Source organism: Paenarthrobacter sp. NPDC090517 (assembly GCF_044769165.1).
Lineage (GTDB): Bacteria > Actinomycetota > Actinomycetes > Actinomycetales > Micrococcaceae > Arthrobacter.
In genome coordinates this window covers 725387-750972 of the sequence record NZ_JBIVXN010000001.1, presented here as the reverse complement: position 1 = coordinate 750972, position 25586 = coordinate 725387, and the positions used below count along the sequence as shown (strand labels likewise).

Below are 25586 nucleotides of genomic sequence, written 5' to 3'. Positions count from 1 at the left end.
CCGGGGGTTTTCTTTTGCCCGCACGCAAAGCGTTCACCCACGGCGTAGCACCTTCCGGACTACCGGCAACTGCATGGCAGTTGTACAGGGTAGACGCGTCGCCGAAGGTTAGCGGTGAATCGCGGCGGATCTTGGCAGGAGGCACGATATGACGACAAACGAGGCTTTCGAAGAACAGGCGTCAGACGACGATGGCGCCTTGGATGCGTACTCGCAGATTGTCATACGGGTTGCTGAGTCGGTGACGCCCCACGTTGCCGCGATCGAAATGACAAGTACAGATCGCCGCGGACGGGTCCACGGAGGAAGTGGTTCAGCTGTGGTCTTCACCGGCGACGGATACATGCTGACCAACGCCCACGTGGTGGCAGGCCTCCAGTCCGGTCGGGCCGTTTTTGCGGATGGCAAGCAAACTGATGTGGAGCTGGTGGGTGCAGATCCCCTTTCCGACCTGGCCGTAGTCCGTGGCTTGAAGTCAACCCCGCCTCCGGCTTTGCTGGGCAACGCTGACACCTTGCGGGTGGGCCAACTGGTGATCGCCGTGGGGAATCCGCTCGGTTTGGCCGGTTCGGTAACTGCTGGCGTGGTGAGCGGGTTGGGGCGTTCCATCCCCGTAAGGGCGGGCGAACACAGGCGGGTAATTGAGGACGTCATTCAAACCGATGCTGCGCTCAACCCAGGGAACTCCGGCGGTGCACTGGCCGATACGAGGGGACGCATCGTAGGTATCAACACTGCCGTTGCGGGTCTTGGGCTTGGACTGGCCGTACCCATCAACACCACAACCCAGCGCATCATTGCGGCGCTGCTGAGGGACGGTCGCGTGCGCCGCGCTTACTTGGGGCTGGTGAGCACGCCAATACCACTGGACGCCAGTGCAGTGGTGCGGACCGGGCAGAAGGAAGGCCTGCGGGTGGTGGAGGTCATCCCGGGCTCGCCGGCGGAGTTGTCCGGGCTCCACGCGGGGGATGTGGTGCTACGTGCGCAGGATCGTGCGGTGTCCAGTGCTGAGAGCTTGCAGAAATTGCTGTTTGCCGAGGCTATCGGCCAGCCGTTCCCGCTGACGGTACTCCGGGAAGGCAAAGTACTAAAGCTCACTGCCGTTCCATCCGAAATGGGTCAGCCGACCTAGTCCTCGCGAACGTCCACAACTCCGATGAACCGGCTTCCCACGCCTTCATACTCGCTGCGGACATCGCCGAGGAACAGTTCGGGAAGTTCGCTGTTCCGGTGGCTGCCACAGAAGACGAACGAAAAGTCCGGCCACCATTTCTTGGGGCGAACGGCCTCGGTGTATCCGCAGACAGCACATGTCAGATGGACCCAGACGGGTCGCTTGCCGGTGCGGTTGGCCCGGGACTGTACCAACCACGCCGGAGGGTTGTCCTGGATGTCCCTGAGCTCGGCCTCGGAGAGGCGGGACGGAATGCCGTGGCGTTGGGCCATTTCCATCGAAATATCAAGGGCCAATGCGGCATCACGTCTGCTAATCACCATTCAACGATACGGGACTTCCCGGGCGTAGGCTGTGCACATGACTGACGCTGCGGTCCTGCCGCCGAGTACACCTCTCCAGAAACGCGTCCTTGTGGTGGCAATCGTGGCTTCTTTCATCGCAATCCTGGATGGTTTTGTGGTGAATCTCGCACTGCCAGCCATCGGAAGGGAACTGGGTGGCGGCCTGGTCATTCAACAGTGGGTGGTGGACGCCTACCTGCTCACGCTGGGGGCATTGATCCTGGTTGCCGGTTCACTATCTGACCATTTCGGCAGGGCAAGGATCCTTGAATGGGGGCTGGCCGGTTTTGCCGCGACCTCCGTGATGTGCGGACTCGCGTGGACCGGCGAAGTGCTGGTAGTCTCCCGGGCGTTGCAAGGGGTCGCCGGCGCCCTCCTGGTTCCGAGTTCCCTCGCCATGATCATCTCGTCGTTCACCGGCCCGGCCCAGTCAAAAGCCATCGGGCAATGGTCAGGTTGGACGAGCGCCGCGGCCATTGTGGGCCCGCTGATCGGCGGCATCGCTGTGGACCTGCTCTCGTGGCGGGTGATCTTCTTCATCAACGTCATCCCCGCTGTTGCCATCTGGCCAATGCTTGCGCGCCTGCGGGCGTCGGACGCGGCGAGGGACAAGAGCAAACACATCGACTATCTGGGAGCTCTCCTGGCCATGGTTGGCTTGGGCGGCCCGGTATATGCCTTCATTGAACAAGGGCGGATGGGGTGGGGGAGCGCCCAGGTGTGGGTCCCCCTTGTGGTGGGTGCGGTTGCGATGGTGCTGTTCCTCTTCCACGAGGCCCGGACTGCTGAGCCCATGTTGCCGTTGCGTCTCTTCAGTATCCGCAATTTTGCCTGGGGCAATCTCGCTACTCTGGCCATCTACGCCGCCATCTCGCTGGGCTTCTTCGTGTTGGGCATCTACCTGCAGCAGGTCGGCGGCATGGGTGCCACGCTTGCGGGCATGGCGCTGCTTCCCGGCACGGTCATCCTCATGCTGGGTGCGTCCTACTTTGGTGGCCTCTCCGGTAGGTACGGCCCAAGATGGTTCATGACGGTAGGCCCTCTACTGTGTGGTGCGGGCTTCCTGATGTCGTTGAGTGTCCGGGAACCGCTCAACTACTGGACGCAGGTGTTGCCGGGGCAGATAGTCTTTGGCCTTGGGCTGGCGACATTGGTTGCGCCCCTCACGGCCGCCATTCTAGGTGCTGTTCCCTCGGAGGAGGCTGGGATTGGTTCGGCCGTTAACAACGCCGTTGCCCGTATTGCGGGTCTGATCTCCATCGCCTTCGCAGGCGTGATTGTGGGGCCGGCTTTCACCCGGGGCGGACTGTACAACGCTCTGCTGGTGACTGCGGGCCTGTTCCTGTTCGGGGCGCTGGCCTCCGCCGTCGGAATCCGGAATCCTGTGCAGGAAGGTGCGGCGGCCGCCGTCAGCGAACCGAACACCGCGTCCGACGACGGTGGTGCGAGCGGGCAGCCAGGCTGACCTAAAGCGCGCCCGCGTTAATGGGCATGGGGCATGGGGCATGGGCTTGCCGGGGTCGGGCTTATCGGGCTGGAAGGATGCAGCCTTCGTGCGTCTCCGCACTTTGAACCCAAAGAGCTGACGTGACCTCGTCCGCGAGGTCGAACTCGCGGCCTTTTGCGCCGCTGCCGATGCGAACAACCAAGGCCCCTCCAAAGGGTTTGCGGCCCACTACTTCAACAGGCGCGTCCAAGGAAATCTCTTCCGAGGCAAGGTATCGCAAGAGGTCCGGATTTTCATCGCTGATTCGCGTGATCCGGCCGGAGTGACCCTGATCCAGTTCAATCATTCGGTACGCGTGCGGCAACTCAACCGAACCATCGGCGGAGGGAATCGGGTCTCCGTGAGGGTCCCGGACAGGATGCCCAAGCTTGGCCGACATCCGCTCAATGAACGTATCGGACACAGCGTGTTCCAACATTTCGGCTTCGTCGTGGACCTCGTCCCAGCTGTAGCCGAGTTCATCCACCAAGTACGTCTCAATAAGCCGGTGCCGGCGCACCATGGAGAGTGCGAGCCGCATACCTTCAGGGGTCAGCCTGATGGCGCTGTAGGGTTGGTGATCAACGAGGCCCTGATCCTTGAGCTTGCGCACCATCTCAGACACGGAGGAGTTAGCCACCCCAAGGCGCTGGGCAAGTTGGGACGACGTAATTGGTTTGTCCTGCCACTCCGTGTAGGAGTAGATGACCTTGACGTAGTCCTCGATCGAGGAGGAGGGCGTACTGGTCTTCACACCCCAAGCCTACCGTGGCGTTGTACCTTGAACCTTGACTGCCCGCCAGGTCTGCGTCATGTAGGGCAACCCGATGGTTTCACCAGCGGCGTGGCCGAGGTGGTCGTAGAGGTACCACTCAAGGTTGCCCATGACTTTCGCGCGCGTGGGGTCGTTGGCGCGGAGATAGTAGCTGCGCGACTTGGTCAGTTCCATGATGTCCTCAGGTGTCAGGGCATCCTCCCAGCGGGTCAGATGACTTTCCAAACCTTCAAACTCCGGGCCGATGACTGGCCGGAATCCGGGCTTGTGGACATCGCCTGCATGCATGATGCGCGAGAGGCGGTGAACCCACGGAATTGAAGTGTCCAGTTGATTCCAGACCAGTCCCAAGATTCCATGGGGCCGCAGGATCCGGGCGATCTCCGTGCTCGCTGCGAGGGGCTCGCACCAATGCCAGGCCTGGGCAACGCTGACGACGTCGAATGCTGAGTCCGTCAGTCCAGTTGCCTCGGCCGTTCCCTCCAGCGCATTGACCTGGGGGCAGGCTTTTCGCAATTGCTCCAACATGTCCGTGGAAGGATCAACGGCGCTGACCGCCAGGCCGCGTTCTACGAGGAGTGCCGTGAACTTTCCCGTGCCGGCTCCAAGGTCGGCCGCGGACCGCGCCCCTGGAGGAAGCAGCCAGTCCACGGAATCGGCCGGATAGCCGGGCCGCACGCGGTCATAGTGTTCGCCGCCGTCCTGGAAGCTCTGACCGAGTTCATGCCGGCGGGAAGCATGCAGCCTTGGACCACGCGGCCCGGCTGGTCCGGGAGTACGTGGCTGTCCGCTGGAGGCAGCCGGTGAACGCAGGACCACGAAAAGCTCCTTCACAGGGTCGCTAAAAGTACCCTACGAATTTACCGCAGTGTTTCTAGTCCGCAGTGTTTCTAGTCCACAGTGCAAGGGGCTGCGCCCGCAGTGCCAGGAGTGTTCGGGGCCCATTCGGGGTAGCTGCGATGGTCATTTGCAGGAACCCAACGGCCCTCGTCCACCACATAGTCCCAGCCCAGTCCGTCGCGCTTCAGTCCTTCGATGCCTGCGAGCAGCCTGGTGGCATCCTCCAACCGGGAGCCGACGCCGAAGCTGGCGCGCAGGGATCCGGAGGGGAGCCCGAGGCGCTTGAGGAGCGGGTGGGCGCAGAACCGGCCATCACGGAGGCCAACGCCATGCTCGGCCGCCAGGTAAGCCGCAACCAGTCCGGCGTCGAATCCTTCTACGGAGAAGTTGACCACACCGATGGTGTCAAGGGAGTCAGCGAAGATCTTGTGGACGGTCACGCCATCGATGGCTTCCAGGCCCTTCACCAGGTACGAGCGGATTGCGGACTCATGGGCGTGCCACGCGTCCTGGTCCAGCCCTGCGAGGACTTGGGTGGCGCGGGCAAGTGTCGCGGCGCCCAGCACGTTGGGGGAGCCGCCCTCGTGGCGCGCAGGCCCCGCGGCCCAGCTTACGGAGTCCAGGCGCGCTTCACGTACCGCGCCGCCTCCGGCAAGGTGCGGTATGCCGGCGTCGAGCCAGTCCGGACGACCCACCACGACACCTGCGCCGAAGGGGGCGTAAAGCTTGTGTCCGGAGAAGACGATGTAGTCGACGTCCGCCTCCGCGATGTTGATCCGGCGATGCGGTGCGAGCTGCGCAGCGTCCACCACGATCCGTGCGCCGTATTCGTGGGCAAGCGAAGCAAGGCGGGCGATGGGAAGGATTTCCCCGGTCACGTTCGAGGCACCGGTAACGGCCAGCAGGCTGACCCCGCCCTGGGCAAGTTCGGCCTCCAGCTTGTCCAGCGTTTCGGCCAGGGTTGGTGCTGCGACGACGCTGCGGTGGGGGACTCCTTGCCACGGAAGCAAGTTGGCGTGGTGCTCGATGTCCAAGTACAGAACTTCGCCTGCAAACTCGCCGTCCACCTGTGGTAGGCACCCGGCCAGGAGGTTCAAGGAGTCCGTGGTGTTCCGTGTGAAGATCACTGAATCATCAACCCGCCCGCCGACGAAATCACGGACGATGTTCCGCGAGTTCTCGTACACCGACGTGCTGATTTGGGAGGCGTACCCGGCGCCCCGGTGAACGCTGGCGTAGTAGGGCAGGACCTCGTTGAGGTAGGCCGAAACGATGGTCAAAGCCGGAGCCGATGCGCCGTAATCCAAGTTTGCGTAACGGACGTGGCCACCTTGAATCAGCGGAGCCTGAAGTTCAGCGCCAGTGACCGCGGCAAGCGGACGCGCAGCGGTGCTCGTCTCTGCTGCGGATTCTTCGACAAGGGACGGAATAGTGTTGGGGTTGAACGTGACAGTGCTCATGGAACCTCACTCAAGAGGGACCCCCATAGGGGGATCCGCGCTTGCCGCATCCGTTCCGGACCGGCCGGGTCGTCACCCGGGGCACCCCACCGCGAATGGAGGGTTGCCGGCCAGCAAACCGGGGTTTAGCGCTGGCACTCGTGACCTGTAAAAAAGGCTAAGGCACGTCCGGGGACGCTTCCAAAGCCGCTGCCTTTTGTTAAGCCCTTTGTTACGTCGAATGCGAAATCCCTTCCTCGCCGAATAAAAAACGGCGGAGACCCGCAAAAGGGGTCATCCGCCGTCGAAAATTCCGCCCGCTGCTTGGTGGCTGGACGCTGAAAGTTTAGAGAAGGTCGTCCAATCCGGGGTTGAGGCGCTTCAGGACCTCGGAGTGCAGGATCGAGTTAGTGGCCAGGGCGTTACCGCCAAACGGACCGTCTTCGCCTTCCAAGGATGTGAAACGGCCGCCTGCCTCGGTGACGATCGGGACGAGTGCTGCCATGTCGTAGAGGTTCAGTTCAGGCTCGCAAGCGATATCCACGGCACCCTCGGCCACGAGGCAATACGACCAAAAATCACCATAGGCGCGTGTCCGCCAGATGTCTTCCGTCAGCCCAAGGAATTCATCCAGGTTGCCGCGTTCCTTCCACCCCGAGAGGCTGGAATATGACATGGAGGCGTCGGCCAGGCGGGAAACGTTGGACACCTTGAGCCGCGTCGCCGAGGCCAGGGAGCGGCCCATGTAGGCGCCCATATCCTTCGCAGCCCACCATCGCTTGCCCAGCGCAGGCGCACTCACTACGCCCACCACAGGTTCCCCTTCATCCACGAGGGCGATCAGCGTTGCCCACACCGGGACGCCGCGAACAAAGTTCTTGGTTCCGTCGATGGGGTCGATGATCCAGCGACGTGAACCGTGACCGCTGCTGCCGAACTCCTCGCCGAGGACCGCGTCCCGCGGACGTGAGCGGGACAGTTGACCGCGGATTGCTTCCTCAGCGGCCTTGTCAGCATCAGTGACAGGTGTGAGGTCGGGCTTGGTTTCGATCTGCAGGTCCAGTGCCTTGAAGCGATCCATGGTCTGGGCGTCGACTGAATCGGCGAGGACGTGGGCCAGGCGCAGGTCATCGTTGTAGGTGGAAACGGGATGGGTCATGCCACCAAACTATCCTGAATAGTTCGCTTCATTGGGGACGTGAAGCAGACAACGAATCAGTTGACGGTGCCCAGTTCCTTGGTCTCCTTCGCTTCGAGCCTTGGGTCCGCACCCAGCAATCGGCGCAAGGAGGCCAACCGGGCCACACCTGATGGCCCTGCGTGGCCATCGTTAACCCAAGCATCCAGCCCGCAATTGGTGGCGGTGGCACCGTGCTTGCAGCCACGGTCGCAGGTCTCCGTGCCGGGCTCAAGGTCCGGGAACGAGTGCAAAATCCGGTCGGGATCCACGTGCGCCAAGCCAAAGGAGCGGATACCGGGAGTATCGATGATCCAACTGCCGGATGGTGCATCGTCCAGCTTCAATGCCAAAGCCGAGGATGATGTGTGCCGTCCCCGGCCCGTCACCGCGTTGACGCCGCCAGTGGCGCGCTCTGCGCCTGTCAGCGCGTTGACCATGGTGGATTTGCCCACGCCGGAGTGACCGAGCATGACGGTGACTTTTCCACCCAGGTGCGAGCGGAGTTGGGATACGGCGTCCTTGTCCAGCCGGGCTGACAGGCCGTCATCGGAACGGGCATCGATGCCTCCGGCATCGGAGTCGGCGGTCCTGCTGATGATCACGGGAAAGTCCAAGCTCAGGTAATTGGCCAGGAGTTCCGCCGGGTCCTTCACATCCGCCTTGGTGATGAGCAGCAACGGCTCGATGCCGGCGTCGTACGCTGCAACCAAGGCGCGATCAATGAATCCCGTACGTGGCTCCGGATTGGCCGCCGCAACAACCACCACGAGCTGATCGGCGTTGGCGACAACTACCCGTTCGATGGGGTCCGTATCGTCGGCACTGCGGCGAAGGAGGGTCTTCCGCTCTTCCACCCGGACCAGGCGTGCCAAGGTATCGGGAGACCCTGAAACGTCACCCACCAATGCGACGAAGTCACCAGGGACAACGGGATTGCGCCGCAGTTCGCGGGCGCGGGCTGCGATGACGATGCGTTCGTCCGCGGAATCTTCGCCCACAATTGCCCTGTACCGTCCGCGGTCCACCGTGATGATCCTGCCTATGACTGCGTCATCGTGGCTGGGGCGATCCTTGGTGCGTGGCCTGGATCCTTTTTTGCTGGGACGGATGCGGACGTCTGATTCGTCCCAGGAGCGTGCGTCACGGCCCATGGTCAGTTGCTGGCCTCATCAAGATCGGTGTTGGCATCAGTTGGCTGCAGCATTGCTTCCCACATCTTTGGAAAATCCGGCATGGTCTTCGACGTCGTGGCGATGTCCTCAACCTGCACGCCTTCGACGGCGAGCCCAAGAATCGCCCCGGCAGTGGCCATCCGGTGGTCCGCGTAGCTGTGGACCACGCCACCGTGAAGAGCCGCCGGGCGGATAACCAAGCCATCGGCGGTCTCTTCCGCGTCGCCCCCGAGGCCGTTGATTTCGGCAACCAGCGCGGCGAGCCGGTCAGTTTCGTGTCCGCGGAGGTGGGCAATACCGGTTAGCCGTGAAGGGCCGCTGGCCAATGCGCACAGCGCGGCAACAGTCGGTGCAAGTTCGCTTGTTTCGTCGAAGTCAGCGCCCTTGATTTCCGTCCCGCCGGTCACGGTCAGTGTTCCGTTCTGGAAGGTTACTTCTGCTCCCATGGTGGTCAGGATGGTTCGCCACTGATCGCCCACTTGGGTGGTCCCGGCAGGCCAGTTGGGGATGCGGATGCTGCCGCGTGTGGCCAGCGCAGCGGCGAGGAAAGGCCCTGCGTTTGAGAGGTCTTGTTCGATCCGCTGGTCAAAAGCGCGGATGGGTCCCGGAGAGACCCGCCAGTGGTTGGGCACGGAATCGTCCACGACGACGCCAACGCCGCGGAGGACTTCCACGGTCATGGTGATGTGGTCCAAGCTGGGCACGGGCTTGCCCACGTGTTCCAGATGCAAGCCTTCAACGAAGCGGGCACCGACCAGCAATAACGCGGAAACGAACTGCGATGAAGCGCTGGCGTCAATCACCAGGTGGCCTCCCCGAACCTCGCCGGTGCCCTCTACGGCGAAGGGAAGGGACGACGGCGTCCTGCCGCCATCCGTTGCCACCGGAACGCCGAGGGCGATCAAGGCTTCGATGATGGTTCCCATGGGCCTGTTGCGGGCGTGGGGATCGCCGTCGAAGACGGTCGCGCCTTTACGCAATGCAGCCAACGGGGGGACGAACCGCATGACAGTTCCGGCCAGTCCGCAGTCGATTGCCGTTTCAGCCCCTGATGCGGCGGGATCCATGGGCGTTATCTCCAGGTCCGGCCCGAAGGATCCATCCCCGGGTACCTCGGTGACGGTTGCTCCCAATTGTCGGAGGGCCTGGATCATGAGCGCAGAGTCGCGGGAATGCAGGGGAGCCCGCAGCCGTGAGGGACCATCCGCCAAAGCCGCCAATACCAGGAACCGGTTGGTCAGCGACTTTGAACCAGGGACCGTCACAGTTGCGTCCACGGGGCCCCTGGCAAACGGGGCGGGCCACAGTGGCAGCATGGTGGCGGCTTTGTTTGATTCGGTGTTTGCGGCGGTGGTACCTGTCATGCTTCCTTATGCTCCAACTGCGTTGTCAACGGCCTTGCGAACTGCTTTATCTGCCCGCTTGATCTGCTTGCCCGTCACCTTTTTGGCATCGGCAGCCAAGTGCTCCGCCCGCCAGGCAATGCTGGGCCGGCCCGCGGTGTCAACAGAGGCAAGGAGCACGCCGCCGGTGAGGGAAATGTTCTTCAGCAACTGGGCCTTGCGGGCACTGCGGCCTTCCTTTGTGCTGATGTCGGCGGATCGCCACTCCACATAGGAATTCAAAGCCGAGGTCACAGCCAAAACCGTGGCGGCAAAACGGGAGAGCTTGCCGAGTCCGAGCAAGGCTCCGGCGCCCAACTGCGCCCCGCCGATGACGCGTGCCAAGGTCTTTTCGTCAGCCTTGAAGGGCAGGGATTCCGAGGCGCGGCGAAGGACTGGCGAGAGTTGCTTCGCAGTGTCGTCCGCGTTCCTGAGCTTATCCAGCCCTGCGACGACGAAGCTGGACGCGAGCATGGGACGTGCGAGAAAACGGATAACAGACATGTCTTGCCTCCTGGATGGCTTGCCACATTAGTTCGATAAGTGTTGTGTTCAAGGGGTGCAGTCTGCTCTAGTCTTGCACTTTTGCGGAATATTTACCCAGCAGCAGCCGTTGTGAACTTCAGGTGCGGTGGAGACCGGACTGCGGCATTGTGTTTGCCGCCTGTTGAACGGAGTTGGTTTTTTGACTTTGGTTAAGGACCGGGTGGTTCTACCGGAGCCTGTGTATGGGATGCGGCCGGAATCCCGGCAGCTGACAGTAGACTTGGCAACGATGAGCACCACTGAACCGGCCGCAGCGGCCATGTACCAGGCAACCGGCGCGGACGACGCGGCGGCTGTAACCGACGTCGATCCTGCTACGGAAACTCCAGAACAGCGGCGGGCGCGCTTTGAGCGCGACGCCATGCAGTACGTGGACCAGCTGTATTCGGCAGCCATGCGGATGGCACGCAACCCATCCGACGCTGAAGACCTGGTTCAAGAGGCTTACACCAAGGCGTTTTCTGCCTTTCACCAGTACAAGCCGGGGACCAACCTCAAGGCCTGGTTGTACCGCATCCTGACCAACACGTACATCAACCTTTATCGGAAGCGGCAGCGTGAGCCGCTGCAGTCCAACTCGGACACGATCGAGGATTGGCAGTTGGCCAAGGCAGAGTCGCATACTTCTGCGGGTTTACGGTCGGCGGAGACTGAGGCTCTTGACCACCTCCCTGATTCCGACGTGAAGAACGCATTGCAGTCGATCCCGGAGGAGTTCCGGCTGGCCGTCTACTTCGCGGATGTTGAAGGGTATGCGTACAAGCAGATTTCAGAGATTATGAACACCCCGATCGGCACGGTCATGTCACGGTTGCACCGCGGCAGGAAGATGCTGCGGGACATGCTGGCGGATTACGCCGCCGAACGGGGCTTCAGGGCCCAAACCGAAGATCAGGCCGCGGCCGGAAGCAACAATCAGGAGAAAGAGAAATGAGCGACTGCCAGGGATTGGGCGATTGCGACGATACGCGAATGCAGCGGATCTACGAGTACCTCGACGGTGCGTTGACCCGCGAGGACTTAACTGAGATCAAGCAGCACTTGGACTCCTGCGAGGAATGTGCCGAGCAGTATGACCTTGAGTGCCTCATTCGCACCATGGTCAAGCGATCATGCACGGAGTCGGCCCCGGAGAACCTAAAAAACTCCATCCTTGACAGGATTCACTCCATCAAGCCTGTGGACGCCTGATTCGACTCCCATTTACCTTATGAGGCTTAACATCGAAGGCCCCGGAAACCGCATGGTTTCCGGGGCCTTCGCTTTTAAGCCTGTGACGCTAAGCCGATGGCTTAGGTGTTGGGACGCTTGCCGTGGTTCGCGCCGCCGCGCTTACGGTCACGACGCTTACGTGCACGCTTGCTCATAGCTGGCCTCCTTCAAGGATTGATACTCAATAAAGCTGCCCTCCAGTTTCGCACATCCGGGTGCTGCGCGGCGAACCGGGCGGGTGTTGGGGTGTTCGGAACTAGCTGAGTGGTCACCGAGGAGCTAGTCCTGCAGCGAATTCCTGATCGAGATGCGGGCTTGGTCCAAAACTGTACGAACGGTTTCCAATGCCAAGGGAGTCAGCGGCTGGGAGGCGCCGTGTTGGCGTAGCTCGACACGGATGTCGTCCCTGAAGGACTGAACCAATAATTCAGCTTCCTTGAGGATGCGCTGGCCATCGGGAGTGTAGCCCGCCGTCCTGCTCCTAAACGTGGCCGAAGAGGCGCTGGTGCGCGCCGCCTCCGCTGTGGCTGCGAGATCTGCGCGCAGGCCACGCATATTTGCCCGGATATCATCCCGCAGGTTGTCTGCCAGTCGCCTGACGGAGGCTGATATGGTGTCCTCGACGTCGGCCAGCTCCTGCCGACGGCTGTCCAACTCAGCGCGCCCGGCTTCCGTAATGAGGTACTTGGTGCGGCGTCCTTCGGTCTCCGTGGCAACGAGTCCTTCCTCCTCCAGCTTGCCCAGCCGCGGGTAGATGGTGCCGGCACTGGGGGAGTAGGTGCCGCCGAATCGGTCGCCCAACGCTTTGATCAGCTCGTATCCGTGCTTCGGACCTGTCTCGAGCAACGCGAGCAGGTAGAGCCGCAGGGCGCCGTGTGCGAAGACGGGAGGCATCAGAGGCCCGCTTCCCCTGGGACCGGATGGCCGTTTTCCGGCGTGGGCGCCGATCCGTGAATGATGTAAGTCTTGCCGGACACCGTGTTTGTCCGCACCAGCATCAGCCTTTCGTCCGGGCCGACAATCGTGTGAATGTTGCTGCCAGGCTGGGCGTACATTTGGTCGTCGATTACCACGGTTCCGCTGGCCGATTTCGCCACGATGTCCAAGCCGACGTCATACGGCAGCCGGATGGTCAGGTCGCCGGAGACGGAGTTCGCGCCGAGGTCGTTGGTGTAGTCCTGGAGATCGAAGCTGAGGTCGCCGCTGACGGTGCTCGCACGGACATTCTTGAACTTTCCTGAGGCGGTCACTTCGCCGGAGACGCTTTTGGCGGTCAGGACGCCGTCGTGGTTTCTGGCGATGACCTCGCCACTGACCGTGTTCACGTGCAGTTCGCCGCTGGTGTTGTCCGCCAAGACCGATCCGGAGACGGTGTTCAGGCGGGTGCGCCCGCTGATGCCTGACACCATGCCGTCGCCACTCACAGTACCTGCTTCAACGTCGACGCCTGAAGGCAGCGCGATGCCGACGATCACAGAGTTGGTGCTTGTGTTGTTGACTGTCCCCATCAGGTTGCGGAACCAGCCCTGAGGGCCTTGGAGTTGGTGGCGGACTTCGAGTCTTCCGTCAACAAGGGTGACCGTCAGGGGGTCGCCCGTGATCTCGCTGATTTCGATACGTACGAATGGCTCGTCGTGTGTCACGACGTCGAAGCGGCCTTTGACGATGCCCAGCTTGAGAGAGCGAACCTCCTCTACATCTATGGTTTGCGGGCCTGTCACGGTCCATAGTTCGTCAGACATGATCCCTCCAAGTTGCGATATATCGCGTCGTTAAACAACACGATATATCGCGTTTGCCCCATAGGCAATGCTTACCGGTGATCAGGCCGCAGGCCGGTAGATTTGGTCGATGAGCGAACGCGCAATGATCACCGCCGGATCCCGCCCGTCAACGGCGGGCGCCAGATTCGTCCATACCACCAGCGTGACGGAGTTCACCGGGTCGCTGCCCATGAAGGTATTGAAGCCTGGGAGTTCTCCCGTGTGGCCGTAGAGGTTCCCGAACTTCGCAATGCCCAGGCCATACGATGCGCCGCCCGGGATATCCGGGTTGGTGGGCAGGACGCTCTCAAGCCGCTTTTGTTGGAGTTCCGGCTTCAGGAGTTTTCCATTGACCAGGCCTTCACTAAGAGTTTTCAGGTCAGTGGCGGTGGAGATCCCCGAACCGGCTGCCCAAGCCCACGACGGGTTGACGTTGGTGACGTCGTTGGGGGCCAGAGTGCCGGCAGCAGCCTCTTTCTGCATGTCCTCCGGAAGTGCGGGATTGGTCATGGTCAGGACGTTGTCCCCGAAGAAGTAGCCCTGGGGATGTGGTTCCGGGACACTATTGGACGAAATGTCGGGGAAGACTGTGCCCTTAAGGCCGAGCGGCTCGAAGATCCGTTCCTTGAAAAGTTGTCCGAGTGGCTTCCCGTCGACTTTTTCTGCGATGAGGCCGAGCAGGACTGTGTTGGTATTGGAGTAATGGAAGCCCTGGCCTGGAGCGAAGTATGGTGGGTGGGCAAACGCCAGGGCGAGTAGTTCTTCCGGCTTCCACGCCCTTTGCGGGTCTGTATCCATGGCCGAATTGAGTTCGAGCGTTTCGGTGTAGTTGAACAGTCCACTCCGCATGGTCAGCATTTGCTCGACCGTAATGGCGTCCCCGTTGGGAACGTCGGCGTAGTGTTTGGACACCGGATCATCCAAGGACAGCTTGCCCTCCTGGACCAACTGCAGAATGACAGTGGTGGTCCAGGTTTTGGTGACCGACCCTACGCGGATATGGTCCTCTGCTGATATCGCTCGTTGGGCGTCGCGGACGCCAGTGCCGTACGAAGCAGTGAGGGTTCCTTCAGGGGTAACCAACAACATCATGGCCCCGGGGACGAGGACTTCCTTTGCCGTCCGCTCGAAGTCTGCACGCAGGGTTCCGGCGTCGAAGGGCTGCAATGCAGCCGAGGCCGCCGATGGCGGACGGGGTGATGCTGGGGACGAAGGCGTAGCCGTCGACGACGTCGCTGAAGGAGCCGGTGGACCGGAACTGCAGGAAACCGTGGCTGCCACCGCGGCAACAACGGCCGCTGTGAATGCTGCTCTGACAGAAACCTGCACGTTCCGCGTCATGGCTACTCCGGTTGAGCGATATTAAGCCACTGGAACCAGCCGCGGTGCAGAACAAGCCACGCAATCAATCCGTAGCCGGCCTGGCCCGGTGTTCCCCCATTGGCTGCGAGGTCCGTCCTCCACTGCTCATGATTGAGCAAGGGGGAGAAGGTGTCAACGTAATGGTGGTTTCGTCGGGTGGTGACATCGGCAAACGCAGTGTTTAGTTCAGCAAGCCGCTTGTTGCGCGTGGGATCCAGCGTGGGAGGCGGGCCCACCACAAAGACTTCCACGCTACTGTGCGAAGCGCCATCAAGGATGTTGGCCAGATTCAAGCGGCTGCGCGCGGTGGACAACCCAAACTCGAGATCCCGGCCCGAAAGGCCGATCACCAATCGATTCTCATGCGTATCACTGAAGCGTCTGCCGGCTTCCTCCTGCCAGCGCGCGGCAAGGCCCTCAGTACCTTCCATGGGGCAGGGGAGCGGGAAACTTTCCACCACGACGGAATCCTGGGGTGTGCGGGCCAGGACTCTTCCGAGCCAACCCAAGGCGCGGGGATCCCCCAGGCCCGCGAGCAGTTCATCTCCTACAGCTGCGATGCGCAGCTTCCTGTCTTCCACGGTTACCTCTTCACACTCGTTACGGTCCTTGCACGGTTTCCGAATCATCGGCCGGTTTGGGAACCGGGTACTTGTCCCATTAAACAGAACTGCCCGGCCTAAGGCGCGCTCATCGCTCCTTAGGCCGGGCAGTTTCGCTTACTTGCGTTCGAACGCCTGCTTGATCAGGGCGTCCTGTTCAGCGGCATGGCGCTTCATGGAACCGGCAGCAGTGGATGCCGAAGCAGGACGTGAAACGAGGCGGAGCTTACGGTCGAGCTCAGGCGCCAGGTTCAAGCCCATGAACGGCCAAGGACCCTGGTTGGCGGGCTCGTCCTGTGCCCACACGATGTCAGCGTTCGGGTACTTGGCGAGCTCGGCGTCGATCTCAGCCTTGGGCAGCGGGTAAAGCTGCTCTACGCGGATGATCGCCGTGGAGGTATCCCCGGACTTCTGGCGGTTGGACAGGAGATCGTAGTACAAGCGTCCCGAGACCAGGATGACGCGGTCCACATTGGCGGGCTGCACTTCCGGATCGCCGATAACCGTCTTGAAGCCGCCGGTGGTGAAGTCCTCGACAGCCGAGGCGGCACCCTTGAGGCGGAGCAGCTGCTTGGGCGTGAAGATGATCAGCGGCTTCCGCGGACGGCTGTAAGCCTGACGGCGCAACAGGTGGAAGTGAGAGGCAGCCGTGGTGGGGTTGGCCACGATCATGTTGTCCTCGGCGCACATCTGCAGGAAGCGCTCGATGCGCGCAGACGAGTGGTCCGGCCCCTGGCCTTCGTAGCCGTGCGGGAGCATGAGCACCAGTGACGAGCGCTGGCCCCACTTCTGTTCGGCCGAGGAAATGAACTCGTCAATGATGGTTTGCGCACCGTTGACGAAGTCACCAAACTGGGCTTCCCAGAGGACCAGGGCATCAGGGCGCTCCACCGAGTAGCCGTATTCGAAGCCCATGGCTGCGTATTCGGACAACAGGGAGTCGTAGATCCACAACTTGGCCTGGTCATCGGAAAGGTTGCCCAATGGCAGCCACTCGTTGCCGTTGGCGCGGTCGTGGAACACAGCGTGACGCTGCACGAACGTGCCTCGGCGGGAGTCCTGGCCAGCAAGGCGAACGGGCACTCCTTCCATGATCAGCGAGCCAAAGGCTGCGATCTCGCCAAAGCCCCAGTCGATGCCGCCTTCGCGGGACATCTGCTCACGCTTCTCCAGAAGCTGCTTGAGCTTGGAGTGAACGGTGAAGCCTTCCGGAATTTCCAGGTGCGCCTTGCCGATACGGGCAAGGGTCTCTGCGGAAATTGCCGTAGACGCGGGGGAATTGGTGCCGAAGTCCGACTGCTGGGCAATGGGACGCTCGATGTCCGAGACCGCCGCGGAGTCAGCCGTGATGATCGGGATCGGCGACGTCTGCGCAGCATGCGTTTCGGCGAAGACGCGTTCGAGGCGCTCCTGGTAATCGCGGAGCAGCTGCTCTGCCTCTTCCTCGGTGATGTCCCCACGGCCGATGAGCGACTCGGTGTACAACTTGCGAACGGAGCGCTTGGCTTCGATCAGGTTGTACATGAGCGGCTGGGTCATCGAGGGGTCGTCGCCTTCGTTGTGGCCACGACGGCGGTAGCACACCATGTCGATGACGACGTCCTTGTGGAAACGCTGGCGGAACTCGTAGGCGAGCTGCGCAACGCGCACCACGGCCTCGGGGTCATCGCCGTTCACGTGGAACACAGGGGCCTGGATCATCTTGGCGACGTCCGTGGAGTATGTGGACGAACGCGAAGACGACGGTGCCGTAGTGAAGCCCACCTGGTTGTTGACGATCACGTGGATGGTACCGCCGGTGCGGTAACCGCGCAGCTGCGAGAGGTTGAGGGTTTCCGCCACAACACCTTGGCCTGCAAAGGCGGCGTCGCCGTGGACCATGATGGGCAAAACCGGGAAGGATTCGCCTTGGTCCAGTCGATCCTGCTTGGCGCGGACGATGCCTTCCAGCACGGAGTCGACTGCCTCGAGGTGGGACGGGTTGGCGGCGAGGTAAACCTTGGTCTGCTTGCCGTTGTCAGACGTGAAGGTGCCTTCGGTGCCGAGGTGGTACTTGACGTCACCGGATCCCTGGACCGAACGGGGGTCCTGGGTGCCCTCGAATTCGCGGAAGACCTGCGCGTAGGTCTTGCCTGCAATATTGGTCAGCACGTTAAGCCGGCCACGGTGGGCCATGCCGATGGCAACTTCGTCGAGGCCGTCGTCGGCTGCGTCTGAAATGACAGCGTCGAGCAGCGGAATGAGCGACTCGCCGCCCTCAAGGGAGAATCGCTTTTGGCCAACAAACTTGGTCTGCAGGAAGGTCTCGAAAGCCTCAGCAGCGTTGAGCTTGGAGACGATGCGCAACTGCTCTTCGCGGCTCGGCTTGGAGTACGGGTGCTCCAACTGGTCCTGGAACCACTTGCGCTCGGCGGGCTCCTGGATGTGCATGTATTCGATGCCCGTGGTGCGGCAGTACGCGTCACGCAGAACGCCAAGGATGTCACGGAACTTGAGCTGCGGCTTGCCGCCGAACCCGCCCGTGGGCCATTCGCGGTCCAGGTCCCAGAGCGTCAGGCCGTAGGTCAGGACGTCAAGGTCCGGGTGTTTGCGCTGGACGTACTCCAACGGATCGGTGTCAGCCATCAAGTGGCCACGCACACGGTAGGAGTGGATCAGCTGCTGGATGCGCGCAACTTTGTTGATCTCGTCAGCAGGGTCAACCTGGAGATCCGGGCTCCAGCGCACGGGCTCGTACGGAATGCGCAGGGCTTCGAAGATTTCGTCGTAGAAGTTCTGCGCACCGAGGAGGAGCTGATGAACAAGCTTGAGGAACTCGCCACTGCCCGCGCCCTGAATGACACGGTGGTCATAGGTGGACGTCAGGGTGAGGATCTTGCTGATGGCGTTCTGGGCGATGATCTTCTCGCTGGCACCCTGGAACTCAGCCGGGTAGTCAAGGGCACCGACGCCGATGATGGCAGCCTGGCCCTTGGAAAGACGCGGTACCGAGTGGACCGTACCAATTCCACCCGGGTTGGTCAGGGAGACAGTGGTGCCTGCGTGGTCATCAGCGGTCAGTTTGCCGTTGCGGGCGCGCTTGATGAGGTCCTCGTAGGTGTGCCAGAACTCGGCGAAGTCCATGGTCTCTGCCTTCTTGATGTTCGGAACCATCAGGAGGCGGGTGCCATCGGGCTTGGGCATGTCAATGGCGATGCCGAAGTTGACGTGAGCCGGCTGCACCGCGCTCGGCTTGCCATCGATTTCGTCATAGTAGACATTCATCGAGGGGAACTGGGAGAGCGCGCGGACAACTGCATAACCGATGAGGTGGGTGAAGGACACCTTGCCACCGCGGGCGCGGGCAAGGTTGGAGTTGATGACCACCCGGTTGTCGATGAGCAGCTTGGCAGGAACTGCCCTGACGCTAGTGGCAGTGGGAACTTCAAGGCTGGTCACCATGTTGGTGGCAATAGCCTTGGCCGGGCCGCGGAGGACGGAAACGACGTCTTCCTCAGGTGCCGTAGGAGCCTTGGTGCTCTTGGGCAGCTGGGCCGGGATGGGCTGGGCCGTGGTGCCGGCGGCGGGCTTCTTTGCTCCGTCCCGGGCAACCGTGGCAGGTGCCTTTTTCGCCGGGGCGGGTGCCGCCGGTGCAGTTTCCGCGGCGGGCGCCGCTGCGGGAGCGGCCGGCGCCGGTGCCGGTGCCGCTGCAGCCGGAGCTACCACGGGAAGTACTTGGGTAGGGGGATTGGCAGCCGTTGCGGCTGCGGAGGATCCGTTGGAAGAAGTGCCGTCACCGGAAGCAAAGGACTCGAAGAGTGGCCACCACTTGGCGTCGACCGAATTCTTGTCCTGTTGGTACCGCTCGTACAGTTCGTCAACGAGCCACTCGTTTCCGCCAAATTCCTCTGGTAGACGGTGGCTGGGCTGCTCTGGCACTTGAAATACGCCTCTTCCATGAGTGTTGTTTTCCCGCTGGCCACAGATGCTCTCCACAACGATGGGCCAGGGTCCGGGTCCCGCGAACTCAGACCCATGTCAGTCTAGTTAGGATCGTTGGTTAACTGCCAATAGTGGTGACCTAAATCATGTTGCGGCTGACTTAATGGGCATGCGCTTCTTCTTCGAAGCGTACGTGACGTCAGCGAGGCGTCCCTGGTCGGGCGGACTGTAGACTGAAGTTCTTATGGACAGTAAATCTAGGTGCCGGCCTGGGAACTGTCGGGGGAGCCAATCTGGCAACCCCGCACAGCGTGCCCGTCGAGCCGGCAACACCCGTTCACATGCCCATCACTCGCCGGCGGTCACAGCCGGTGGTGCCGCAGACCATGCGTCCGCGGGACCCGACCAGCCTCCGCCGGGGCGCTTTCCCGGGCAAGAGGCCTTAACCCCATTGCACGTGCCCACTCTTGGAGTGATGCGCTAAGTGGAATGGATTCTTCTCCTTGCCGGCTTTGCCCTGATTCTTGGCACCGGCTTCTTTGTAGCAGTTGAGTTTTCCCTTGTTGCCTTGGACCAGGCAAGCGTTCAGCGGGCTGTCGATAACGGCGACCACGCTGCGGCGCCGCTGCTCAAGTGCCTTAAGTCCCTCTCCACGCAGCTGTCCAGTTGCCAGCTTGGCATCACGCTGACAACCCTGTTGACAGGTTTCGTGATGGAGCCCTCTGTGGGGCAGTTGCTCGTTGGCCCCCTTGGCTTGCTTGGCCTCGCTCCTGAGGTAGCGCATTCGGTCGCGCTGATTGTTGCCATGGCGTTTGCCACGCTGCTGTCCATGCTTTTGGGTGAGCTGGTCCCCAAGAACATGGCCATTGCCCTCGCTTTCCCTTTGGGTAAACGCCTCGCGCGGCCCCAGCTGATGTTTACAGCCGTTTTCAAGCCGGCCATCGTGGTCCTCAATGGCTTCTCGAACAAGGTGTTGAACCTGTTTGGCCTCGAAGCCAAGGAAGAGATCTCGGGGGCAAGGACCCCTGCAGAGCTTGCATCCTTGGTGCGGCGCTCGGCCGAGCTGGGGACTCTGGATGCCGGGACAGCCAACTTCGTTGCCCGCACCCTGAACTTTTCCGGGCGCACGGCGGCGGACGTCATGACGCCCCGCATCCGCATGGAAACTATCGACGCCGACCAACCCGTCTCCGACGTTCTGGACGCTGCGCGGCGAACCGGATACTCGCGATTCCCTGTCATCGGGGATTCCACGGACGATATCCGCGGCGTGGTTCACGTTAAGAAGGCCGTAGCGGTCCCTGCGGAGCGTCGGGCCAAGCTCGAGGCAGGCGCGATCATGACTGACGTCCTGCAGGTTCCAGAGACTATTCATCTGGACGCGCTCCTGTCCGAACTTCGCGAAGGCAACCTTCAGCTGGCTGTTGTGCTTGACGAGTACGGCGGCACCGCGGGAATCACCACCCTTGAAGACCTTGTGGAAGAGATCGTGGGCGAAGTATCCGACGAGCATGACAAAGTTCGGCCGGGAGTGCTGCAGAGTGCATCCGGCGACTGGTATTTCCCGGGCTTGCTGAGGCCGGACGAAGTGTCCGAGCAGATCCCCAACCTCACTGTTCCTGATGAATCCGCTTACGAGACTGTTGGTGGGTACGTCATGAGCCAGCTGGGGCGCATTGCCAGAACAGGCGATGTGGTGGACACCGTTGGGGGGACGCTCACCGTGACCCGGATGGATGGCCGAAGGATCGACAGGATCTGTTTCCATCACGTGGAGACGGGCGAATCATCATCCGCTGACTCCGGAAGCACACGTCACGAAGCAGGTGCCGTATGAGCGACTGGGCAGGAATCGTCTGGCTCGTGGTCCTTTTGATCGGCAACGCCTTCTTTGTTGGTGCAGAGTTCGCAGTCATGTCTGCGCGTCGCAGCCAGATTGAGCCGCTGGCCGAAGCTGGATCCAAGCGAGCGCAAACAACGCTGCGCGCCATGGAGAACGTCTCGCTGATGCTTGCCTGTGCGCAGTTGGGCATCACCGTCTGTTCGCTCCTGATTCTTCAGGTTGCAGAGCCGGCAATCCACCACTTGCTGGCGGAGCCCTTGGAACTGGTCGGCGTCCCCGTTGAACTGGCAGACGTCATCGCTTTTGCCATCGCGTTGCTGTTTGTCACGTTCCTGCACGTCACCTTTGGTGAGATGGTGCCCAAGAACATTTCGGTCTCCGTTGCGGACAAAGCTGCCCTGCTGTTGGCCCCGCCGCTGATGTTCATAGCCAGGGTGGTCAACCCGATCATCTGGACGCTGAACTGGCTGGCCAACCACATCCTTCGGTTGATGAAGATTGAACCCAAGGATGAAGTCTCCTCTTCGTTCACGTTGGAGGAAGTGCAGTCGATCGTCCAGGAATCCACGCGCCATGGTCTGGTGGACGACGAAGCGGGCTTGCTGAGCGGTGCTTTGGAGTTCTCGGAACATACTGCTTCACACATCATGGTTCCCTTGGACAAGTTGGTGGTACTGAAGACGGCGTCCACTCCCGTGGATCTCGAGAAGGCGGTCAGCCGCACCGGATTCTCCCGGTTCCCGATGGTCGACGACGACGGCGAGCTCGCCGGATACCTGCACGTCAAGGACATCCTGTCCATTCCTGACGAGGGGCGAAGGTACCCTATCGCCGAGGGTCGAATCCGTTCGCTGGCAAACCTTTCCCCGGATGACGAGATCGAACAGGCGATGTCCGTCATGCAACGCACGGGTTCGCACTTGGCCCGTGTTGTTGGTGCGGGCGGCGAGACTCAGGGCGTCCTGTTCCTGGAGGACGTCATTGAGCAGTTGGTAGGTGAAATCCGTGACGCCACGCAGGCCACCGGCATTCGCCGTTACGGTGGCCAACAAGCGCAATAGCAGGAGAAAACGAGTCCGGCGTCGATGGCTCTCCATCGACGCCGGGCTCGTCTAAACAGGAATGATTCCTATTAGGGGTACACTGGATGGAGCCCCTAATTGTGTTTGATTCTCATTTTGACTAGATCCGAGGTCTCCGTGCGCCGCTCCGCCGTCCGACTTTCCCTTGCCGCCTCTGCAGGTCTTGCTGCCCTGTTGTTGTCCTCCTGCGCCGGCCCGGCCGGCGGCGATGCCCCGTCGTCATCTGATGCCATTGAGGTAGTGACCTCCACCAACGTCTATGGGGATGTGGTCAAGGCAATTGGTGGTGACAAGGTCAAGGTGAGCGCGATCATCACCAAGACCAGCCAGGATCCGCACTCCTATGAAGCCACTGCGCAGGACAAGCTGGTGATCTCCAAGGCCAAGCTGGTGGTGGAGAACGGGGGAGGGTACGACGAATTCCTTCACAAAATTGCTGACGAGACCAAGGTCGGTCACCAGAACATGATCAGTGCTGTGGAGATCTCGGGGCTGGCCCCCGAAGAAGAAGGACATGGCACGGAATCCAGTAGTGCCGGGGCCCACAACGAAGATGAGCACGCGCATGAGCATGGCGAGTTCAATGAGCACGTCTGGTACAGCCTGGACGCCATGGGCAAGCTCGCCGATGCCGTTGCCGAAAAGTTGGGCACCCTGGACACCGGATCTGCCTCCACTTTCACTGCGAACGCGGATTCCTTCAAAGCAAAACTCTCTGAACTGACCGGCAAGCTCGGTGACATCAAGGCCGGAAACGAGCGTGCACCAGTGGCTGTAACCGAACCCGTTCCCCTGTACCTCCTGGAAGCGGCCGGCCTGGAAAATAAGACGCCGGAGGCTTACAGCGCGGCCATCGAAGAGGAAACAGATGTTCCTCCCGCTGTCCTGAAGGAAACTGCAGACCTCGTCAGTGCCAAATCTGTGCGTCTCCTTGCCTACAACCAGCAGACGGAGGGGCCACAAACCGAGTCCGTCAAGCGGGCGGCCGAAAATGCAGGGGTGCCGGTTGTGGACTTCACCGAAACGCTTCCGGACGGCAAGGACTACCTTCAGTGGATGGCGGACAACGTGGAATCCATTTCGGCAGCACTTAAGAAGTAGCCATCCAGCAAGGCAACGTGCAGTGAAGAGCCCCGTTGGCGTCCTAAGATATTCAGGATGGCTGCGGGGCCTTTGCCTGCCATCAGCACACAGCCGCGGAGACCAGCGGCACAACTATTGCGTTCCTCGGAGCGCATGGATCGAGGACAACTTTTGACACCGGTAGTGAGCCTCCGCGGAGCGAGCCTGCAGTTCGGCAAGAGGACACTGTGGCGGGATCTGGACCTGGACATTCACCCCGGAGAGTTCTTTGCGGTGCTTGGTCCCAACGGCAGCGGCAAAACAAGCTTCCTGAAAGTCCTCCTGGGGTTGCAGGAGCTGCATTCCGGAACGGTGTCGCTGGGCGGCCACCCCGTTGAACGCGGGAGCAAGCGGATCGGCTACATACCGCAGCAAAAGTCCTTTGCGGCGGATACTCCGCTCCGGGCCCGCGACCTGGTAGGGCTGGGGATCGATGGGCACCGCTGGGGAATGCGATTCGCATCCGGCAAAGTCAACCAGCGGATCGACGAGTTGTTGGAGCAAGTGGGGGCGTCAGACTATGCCAAGGTGCCGGTGGGTCAGTTATCCGGTGGTGAGCAACAACGTCTCAGGGTGGCACAGGCACTGGCCACTGAGCCTCAGGTTCTCCTATGCGATGAGCCGCTGCTTTCCCTCGATCTGCATCACCAGCAGGGCGTCAGTTCACTGATCAACAAGCAATGCCACGATCGGAACAGTGCCGTGGTCTTCGTGACCCACGAGATCAACCCTGTCATCGATTACGTAGACCGCGTCCTCTACCTTGCCGGTGGCCAGTTCCGCGTTGGAACGCCTCAGGAAGTCATGACCACGGAGGTTCTTTCCGAGCTGTACGACAGTCATGTGGAAGTCATCCACACCAACGGAAGGATCGTCGTCGTCGGTCTTCCAGACGCAACCACGCACTTTCATGACGATGCCCACGCCACCGCCGGGGAGGAGTTCTAGATGGATCTTGAGAGCATCCTGCAGACCATTTTCAACTTCGAGAACTACGGTGAGTTGCTGGTACTTGTCCAAAATTCCATCTGGGCGGGAGCTGTCCTCGGATTGCTGGGCGGACTGGTTGGCACCTTCGTGATGAAAAGGGACCTTGCCTTCGCTGTTCACGGCATCTCAGAGCTGTCCTTCGCCGGCGCCGCGTTTGCTCTCCTGATTGGCACCGACATCATTTTCGGTTCCTTGATCGGCTCGGTGGCCGCGGCAGTGCTTCTGGGTTTCATGGGAGTCCGGGCCCGGGACAAGAACTCGATCATCGGGGTGATCATGCCGTTCGGGCTGGGCCTGGGGATCCTGTTCCTCGCCCTTTATGAGGGGCGCGCGGCCAACAAGTTCGGCTTGCTGACCGGTCAGATTGTGTCCGTGGATACGGTGCAACTCCAGGTTTTGGCCGGCACCGCAGTGCTGGTGATGGGGGCACTGGCGGCCATCTGGCGGCCACTGAGTTTTGCCAGCGTTGACCCGGAGATGGCTGAGGCCAGAGGTGTCCCTGTCCGTGGCCTGGCCATCGGTTTCATGGTTCTCCTGGGTGTCAGCGTGGCCCTGTCCATCCAGATCGTTGGCGCGCTGTTGGTCCTTGCCTTGCTGATTACCCCTGCAGCTGCTGCGCTGCGGGTCACCACATCGCCCCGTTTGGTGGTGTTGCTGAGTGTAATCTTCGCGATGACGGCCACAGTGGGCGGTATTCTCCTGGCCTTGGGCAGCCGCATTCCGATCAGCCCCTACGTCACCACGCTGTCCTTCCTGATCTACGTGGTGTGCCGGATCACTGGCAGGGTTCGCGCCAACAGAGGCCTCAACGGGCGGGTGTCACGCGACCAACCGGCAGGTGCGCTCTAGAGCTTGCCGGCTGCTTTCTTGGCCGTGCATTCGGGGCACAGTCCGAAGATCTCCACTGTGTGGGCCACCTCGGTGAAGCCATGTTCAGTTGCCGTACGGGCAGCCCAGGTCTCGACGGCGGGTGCTTCCACTTCTTCTGCCTTGCCGCAGTTGCGGCATAGCAGGTGATGGTGGTGCCCTGTGACTGCACAACGACGGTAGACGGCTTCGCCGTCACCGTTCCGGAGGACATCAATGAGCCCATCGTCAGCCAGGGACTGCAGGATGCGGTAGGCGGTGGCCAAGGACACCGAGATGCCCTTGTTCTGCAGAAGCCGGTACAGCTCCTGGGTGCTGACGAAGTCATCCAATTCATCCAAGGCGGCACTGACGGCCAAGCGCTGCTTGGTGACGCGCTGCTCCTTGACGCCGCTGGTGGCCGGCGCGTCTTGGCCGGTCGAGGCGGGACTGGTGCCTTGTGGCATTGAAAGACTCACTTCCCTGGGGATGCTGGCAAACCCCA

Annotated in this window: 24 protein-coding genes and 1 riboswitch; of the genes, 9 read left to right on the top strand and 15 right to left on the bottom strand. The window is 61.5% G+C overall.

Annotation, left to right across the window (positions count from 1 at the left end; genetic code table 11):
* Nucleotides 1-148: 148 nt before the first annotated feature.
* A complete protein-coding gene (locus tag ACIQTW_RS03485) occupies nucleotides 149-1132 on the top strand; it encodes a S1C family serine protease (protein ID WP_402933712.1) in 984 nt (327 codons plus the stop codon).
* Here the strand turns inward: ACIQTW_RS03485 and ACIQTW_RS03480 are convergent.
* Nucleotides 1129-1497, bottom strand: a complete 369-nt coding sequence (locus ACIQTW_RS03480; RefSeq protein ID WP_402933709.1) for a hypothetical protein — start codon at nucleotides 1495-1497, stop codon at nucleotides 1129-1131. The genes ACIQTW_RS03485 and ACIQTW_RS03480 overlap by 4 nt on opposite strands.
* A 37-nt stretch (nucleotides 1498-1534) precedes the next feature.
* On the opposite strand from ACIQTW_RS03480, the gene ACIQTW_RS03475 reads away from it, so the two are divergent.
* Nucleotides 1535-2983, top strand: coding sequence for an MFS transporter (locus ACIQTW_RS03475; protein ID WP_402933706.1), 1449 nt, complete (start codon nucleotides 1535-1537; stop codon nucleotides 2981-2983).
* A 61-nt stretch (nucleotides 2984-3044) separates the two neighbouring features.
* Here the strand turns inward: ACIQTW_RS03475 and ACIQTW_RS03470 are convergent, their stop codons facing one another.
* From ACIQTW_RS03470 to ACIQTW_RS03440, 7 genes are all read right to left on the bottom strand, one after another.
* Nucleotides 3045-3758, bottom strand: coding sequence for a metal-dependent transcriptional regulator (locus ACIQTW_RS03470; RefSeq protein WP_402933704.1), 714 nt, complete (start codon nucleotides 3756-3758; stop codon nucleotides 3045-3047).
* 9 nt (nucleotides 3759-3767) lie between these two features.
* Entirely contained in the window at nucleotides 3768-4592 is an 825-nt protein-coding gene (locus ACIQTW_RS03465; protein WP_402936204.1) for a class I SAM-dependent methyltransferase, read from the bottom strand.
* A 77-nt stretch (nucleotides 4593-4669) separates the two neighbouring features.
* A complete protein-coding gene (locus ACIQTW_RS03460) occupies nucleotides 4670-6079 on the bottom strand; it encodes an aminotransferase class V-fold PLP-dependent enzyme (RefSeq protein ID WP_402933702.1) in 1410 nt (469 codons plus the stop codon).
* Nucleotides 6080-6111: 32 nt separating this feature from the next.
* A riboswitch (SAM riboswitch) is annotated at nucleotides 6112-6225 on the bottom strand.
* A gap of 179 nt (nucleotides 6226-6404) precedes the next feature.
* Nucleotides 6405-7217 (bottom strand): histidinol-phosphatase, encoded by an 813-nt coding sequence (hisN, locus tag ACIQTW_RS03455; RefSeq protein ID WP_091468486.1) that lies wholly within the window; start codon nucleotides 7215-7217, stop codon nucleotides 6405-6407.
* Nucleotides 7218-7273: 56 nt separating this feature from the next.
* Entirely contained in the window at nucleotides 7274-8389 is a 1116-nt protein-coding gene (locus ACIQTW_RS03450; RefSeq protein WP_017198490.1) for a ribosome small subunit-dependent GTPase A, read from the bottom strand.
* A gap of 2 nt (nucleotides 8390-8391) precedes the next feature.
* On the bottom strand, nucleotides 8392-9774 hold the full coding sequence (aroA, locus tag ACIQTW_RS03445) for a 3-phosphoshikimate 1-carboxyvinyltransferase (protein ID WP_402933699.1): 1383 nt from the start codon (nucleotides 9772-9774) through the stop codon (nucleotides 8392-8394).
* Nucleotides 9775-9780: 6 nt separating this feature from the next.
* Entirely contained in the window at nucleotides 9781-10296 is a 516-nt protein-coding gene (locus tag ACIQTW_RS03440) for a DoxX family membrane protein (RefSeq protein ID WP_017198488.1), read from the bottom strand.
* A gap of 181 nt (nucleotides 10297-10477) precedes the next feature.
* Here ACIQTW_RS03440 and ACIQTW_RS03435 point away from each other — a divergent pair, with 181 nt between their 5' ends.
* Entirely contained in the window at nucleotides 10478-11272 is a 795-nt protein-coding gene (locus tag ACIQTW_RS03435) for a sigma-70 family RNA polymerase sigma factor (protein WP_402933696.1), read from the top strand.
* The gene (gene rsrA, locus ACIQTW_RS03430) at nucleotides 11269-11529 is read left to right on the top strand and encodes a mycothiol system anti-sigma-R factor (RefSeq protein ID WP_017198486.1); all 261 of its coding nucleotides are present in this window, start codon (nucleotides 11269-11271) and stop codon (nucleotides 11527-11529) included. Before ACIQTW_RS03435 ends, rsrA begins: the two co-directional genes overlap by 4 nt.
* Before the next feature lie 101 nt (nucleotides 11530-11630).
* On the opposite strand, the gene ACIQTW_RS03425 is transcribed toward rsrA, so the two are convergent.
* The 6 genes from ACIQTW_RS03425 to ACIQTW_RS03400 form a co-directional block, all read right to left on the bottom strand.
* Nucleotides 11631-11705: a 50S ribosomal protein bL37 gene (locus ACIQTW_RS03425; protein ID WP_369299106.1), complete on the bottom strand. Its 75-nt coding sequence runs from the start codon at nucleotides 11703-11705 to the stop codon at nucleotides 11631-11633.
* Between the two features lie 124 nt (nucleotides 11706-11829).
* On the bottom strand, nucleotides 11830-12444 hold the full coding sequence (locus tag ACIQTW_RS03420) for a PadR family transcriptional regulator (protein ID WP_402933694.1): 615 nt from the start codon (nucleotides 12442-12444) through the stop codon (nucleotides 11830-11832).
* A complete protein-coding gene (locus ACIQTW_RS03415) occupies nucleotides 12444-13292 on the bottom strand; it encodes a DUF4097 family beta strand repeat-containing protein (RefSeq protein WP_402933692.1) in 849 nt (282 codons plus the stop codon). The genes ACIQTW_RS03420 and ACIQTW_RS03415 overlap by 1 nt, the downstream gene beginning before the upstream one ends.
* Before the next feature lie 81 nt (nucleotides 13293-13373).
* Nucleotides 13374-14654 (bottom strand): serine hydrolase domain-containing protein, encoded by a 1281-nt coding sequence (locus ACIQTW_RS03410; RefSeq protein ID WP_402933689.1) that lies wholly within the window; start codon nucleotides 14652-14654, stop codon nucleotides 13374-13376.
* A gap of 2 nt (nucleotides 14655-14656) precedes the next feature.
* A complete protein-coding gene (locus tag ACIQTW_RS03405) occupies nucleotides 14657-15304 on the bottom strand; it encodes a GDSL-type esterase/lipase family protein (RefSeq protein ID WP_402933687.1) in 648 nt (215 codons plus the stop codon).
* A 90-nt stretch (nucleotides 15305-15394) separates the two neighbouring features.
* A complete protein-coding gene (locus ACIQTW_RS03400; protein ID WP_402933684.1) occupies nucleotides 15395-19195 on the bottom strand; it encodes a multifunctional oxoglutarate decarboxylase/oxoglutarate dehydrogenase thiamine pyrophosphate-binding subunit/dihydrolipoyllysine-residue succinyltransferase subunit in 3801 nt (1266 codons plus the stop codon).
* A gap of 487 nt (nucleotides 19196-19682) precedes the next feature.
* Here ACIQTW_RS03400 and ACIQTW_RS03395 point away from each other — a divergent pair, with 487 nt between their 5' ends.
* The 5 genes from ACIQTW_RS03395 to ACIQTW_RS03375 all read left to right on the top strand — a co-directional run bounded on the left by ACIQTW_RS03395 (nucleotide 19683) and on the right by ACIQTW_RS03375 (nucleotide 25084).
* The gene (locus tag ACIQTW_RS03395) at nucleotides 19683-21035 is read left to right on the top strand and encodes a hemolysin family protein (protein WP_091468474.1); all 1353 of its coding nucleotides are present in this window, start codon (nucleotides 19683-19685) and stop codon (nucleotides 21033-21035) included.
* Entirely contained in the window at nucleotides 21032-22102 is a 1071-nt protein-coding gene (locus ACIQTW_RS03390) for a hemolysin family protein (RefSeq protein WP_402933681.1), read from the top strand. The genes ACIQTW_RS03395 and ACIQTW_RS03390 overlap by 4 nt, the downstream gene beginning before the upstream one ends.
* Before the next feature lie 105 nt (nucleotides 22103-22207).
* Complete coding sequence (locus tag ACIQTW_RS03385; RefSeq protein WP_402933679.1) at nucleotides 22208-23224, top strand: metal ABC transporter solute-binding protein, Zn/Mn family; 1017 nt, start codon at nucleotides 22208-22210, stop codon at nucleotides 23222-23224.
* 135 nt (nucleotides 23225-23359) lie between these two features.
* Entirely contained in the window at nucleotides 23360-24193 is an 834-nt protein-coding gene (locus ACIQTW_RS03380) for a metal ABC transporter ATP-binding protein (RefSeq protein ID WP_402936202.1), read from the top strand.
* Nucleotides 24194-25084, top strand: a complete 891-nt coding sequence (locus ACIQTW_RS03375) for a metal ABC transporter permease (protein ID WP_402933677.1) — start codon at nucleotides 24194-24196, stop codon at nucleotides 25082-25084.
* Here ACIQTW_RS03375 and ACIQTW_RS03370 read toward each other — a convergent pair.
* Nucleotides 25081-25548, bottom strand: coding sequence for a Fur family transcriptional regulator (locus ACIQTW_RS03370; protein ID WP_402933675.1), 468 nt, complete (start codon nucleotides 25546-25548; stop codon nucleotides 25081-25083). The two genes, ACIQTW_RS03375 and ACIQTW_RS03370, sit on opposite strands and share 4 nt — an antisense overlap.
* Between the last annotated feature and the right edge of the window lie 38 nt (nucleotides 25549-25586).

Coding starts and splice junctions, on each gene's coding strand:
- ACIQTW_RS03460 (WP_402933702.1), bottom strand. CDS start 6,079: ATGAGCACTGTCACGTTCAACCCCAACACTATTCCGTCCCTTGTCGAA.
- ACIQTW_RS03390 (WP_402933681.1), top strand. CDS start 21,032: ATGAGCGACTGGGCAGGAATCGTCTGGCTCGTGGTCCTTTTGATCGGC.
- aroA (WP_402933699.1), bottom strand. CDS start 9,774: ATGACAGGTACCACCGCCGCAAACACCGAATCAAACAAAGCCGCCACC.
- ACIQTW_RS03440 (WP_017198488.1), bottom strand. CDS start 10,296: ATGTCTGTTATCCGTTTTCTCGCACGTCCCATGCTCGCGTCCAGCTTC.
- ACIQTW_RS03375 (WP_402933677.1), top strand. CDS start 24,194: ATGGATCTTGAGAGCATCCTGCAGACCATTTTCAACTTCGAGAACTAC.
- ACIQTW_RS03475 (WP_402933706.1), top strand. CDS start 1,535: ATGACTGACGCTGCGGTCCTGCCGCCGAGTACACCTCTCCAGAAACGC.
- ACIQTW_RS03480 (WP_402933709.1), bottom strand. CDS start 1,497: ATGGTGATTAGCAGACGTGATGCCGCATTGGCCCTTGATATTTCGATG.
- rsrA (WP_017198486.1), top strand. CDS start 11,269: ATGAGCGACTGCCAGGGATTGGGCGATTGCGACGATACGCGAATGCAG.
- ACIQTW_RS03410 (WP_402933689.1), bottom strand. CDS start 14,654: ATGACGCGGAACGTGCAGGTTTCTGTCAGAGCAGCATTCACAGCGGCC.
- ACIQTW_RS03380 (WP_402936202.1), top strand. CDS start 23,360: ATGGATCGAGGACAACTTTTGACACCGGTAGTGAGCCTCCGCGGAGCG.
- ACIQTW_RS03485 (WP_402933712.1), top strand. CDS start 149: ATGACGACAAACGAGGCTTTCGAAGAACAGGCGTCAGACGACGATGGC.
- ACIQTW_RS03450 (WP_017198490.1), bottom strand. CDS start 8,389: ATGGGCCGTGACGCACGCTCCTGGGACGAATCAGACGTCCGCATCCGT.
- ACIQTW_RS03370 (WP_402933675.1), bottom strand. CDS start 25,548: ATGCCACAAGGCACCAGTCCCGCCTCGACCGGCCAAGACGCGCCGGCC.
- ACIQTW_RS03420 (WP_402933694.1), bottom strand. CDS start 12,444: ATGCCTCCCGTCTTCGCACACGGCGCCCTGCGGCTCTACCTGCTCGCG.
- hisN (WP_091468486.1), bottom strand. CDS start 7,217: ATGACCCATCCCGTTTCCACCTACAACGATGACCTGCGCCTGGCCCAC.
- ACIQTW_RS03415 (WP_402933692.1), bottom strand. CDS start 13,292: ATGTCTGACGAACTATGGACCGTGACAGGCCCGCAAACCATAGATGTA.
- ACIQTW_RS03405 (WP_402933687.1), bottom strand. CDS start 15,304: ATGATTCGGAAACCGTGCAAGGACCGTAACGAGTGTGAAGAGGTAACC.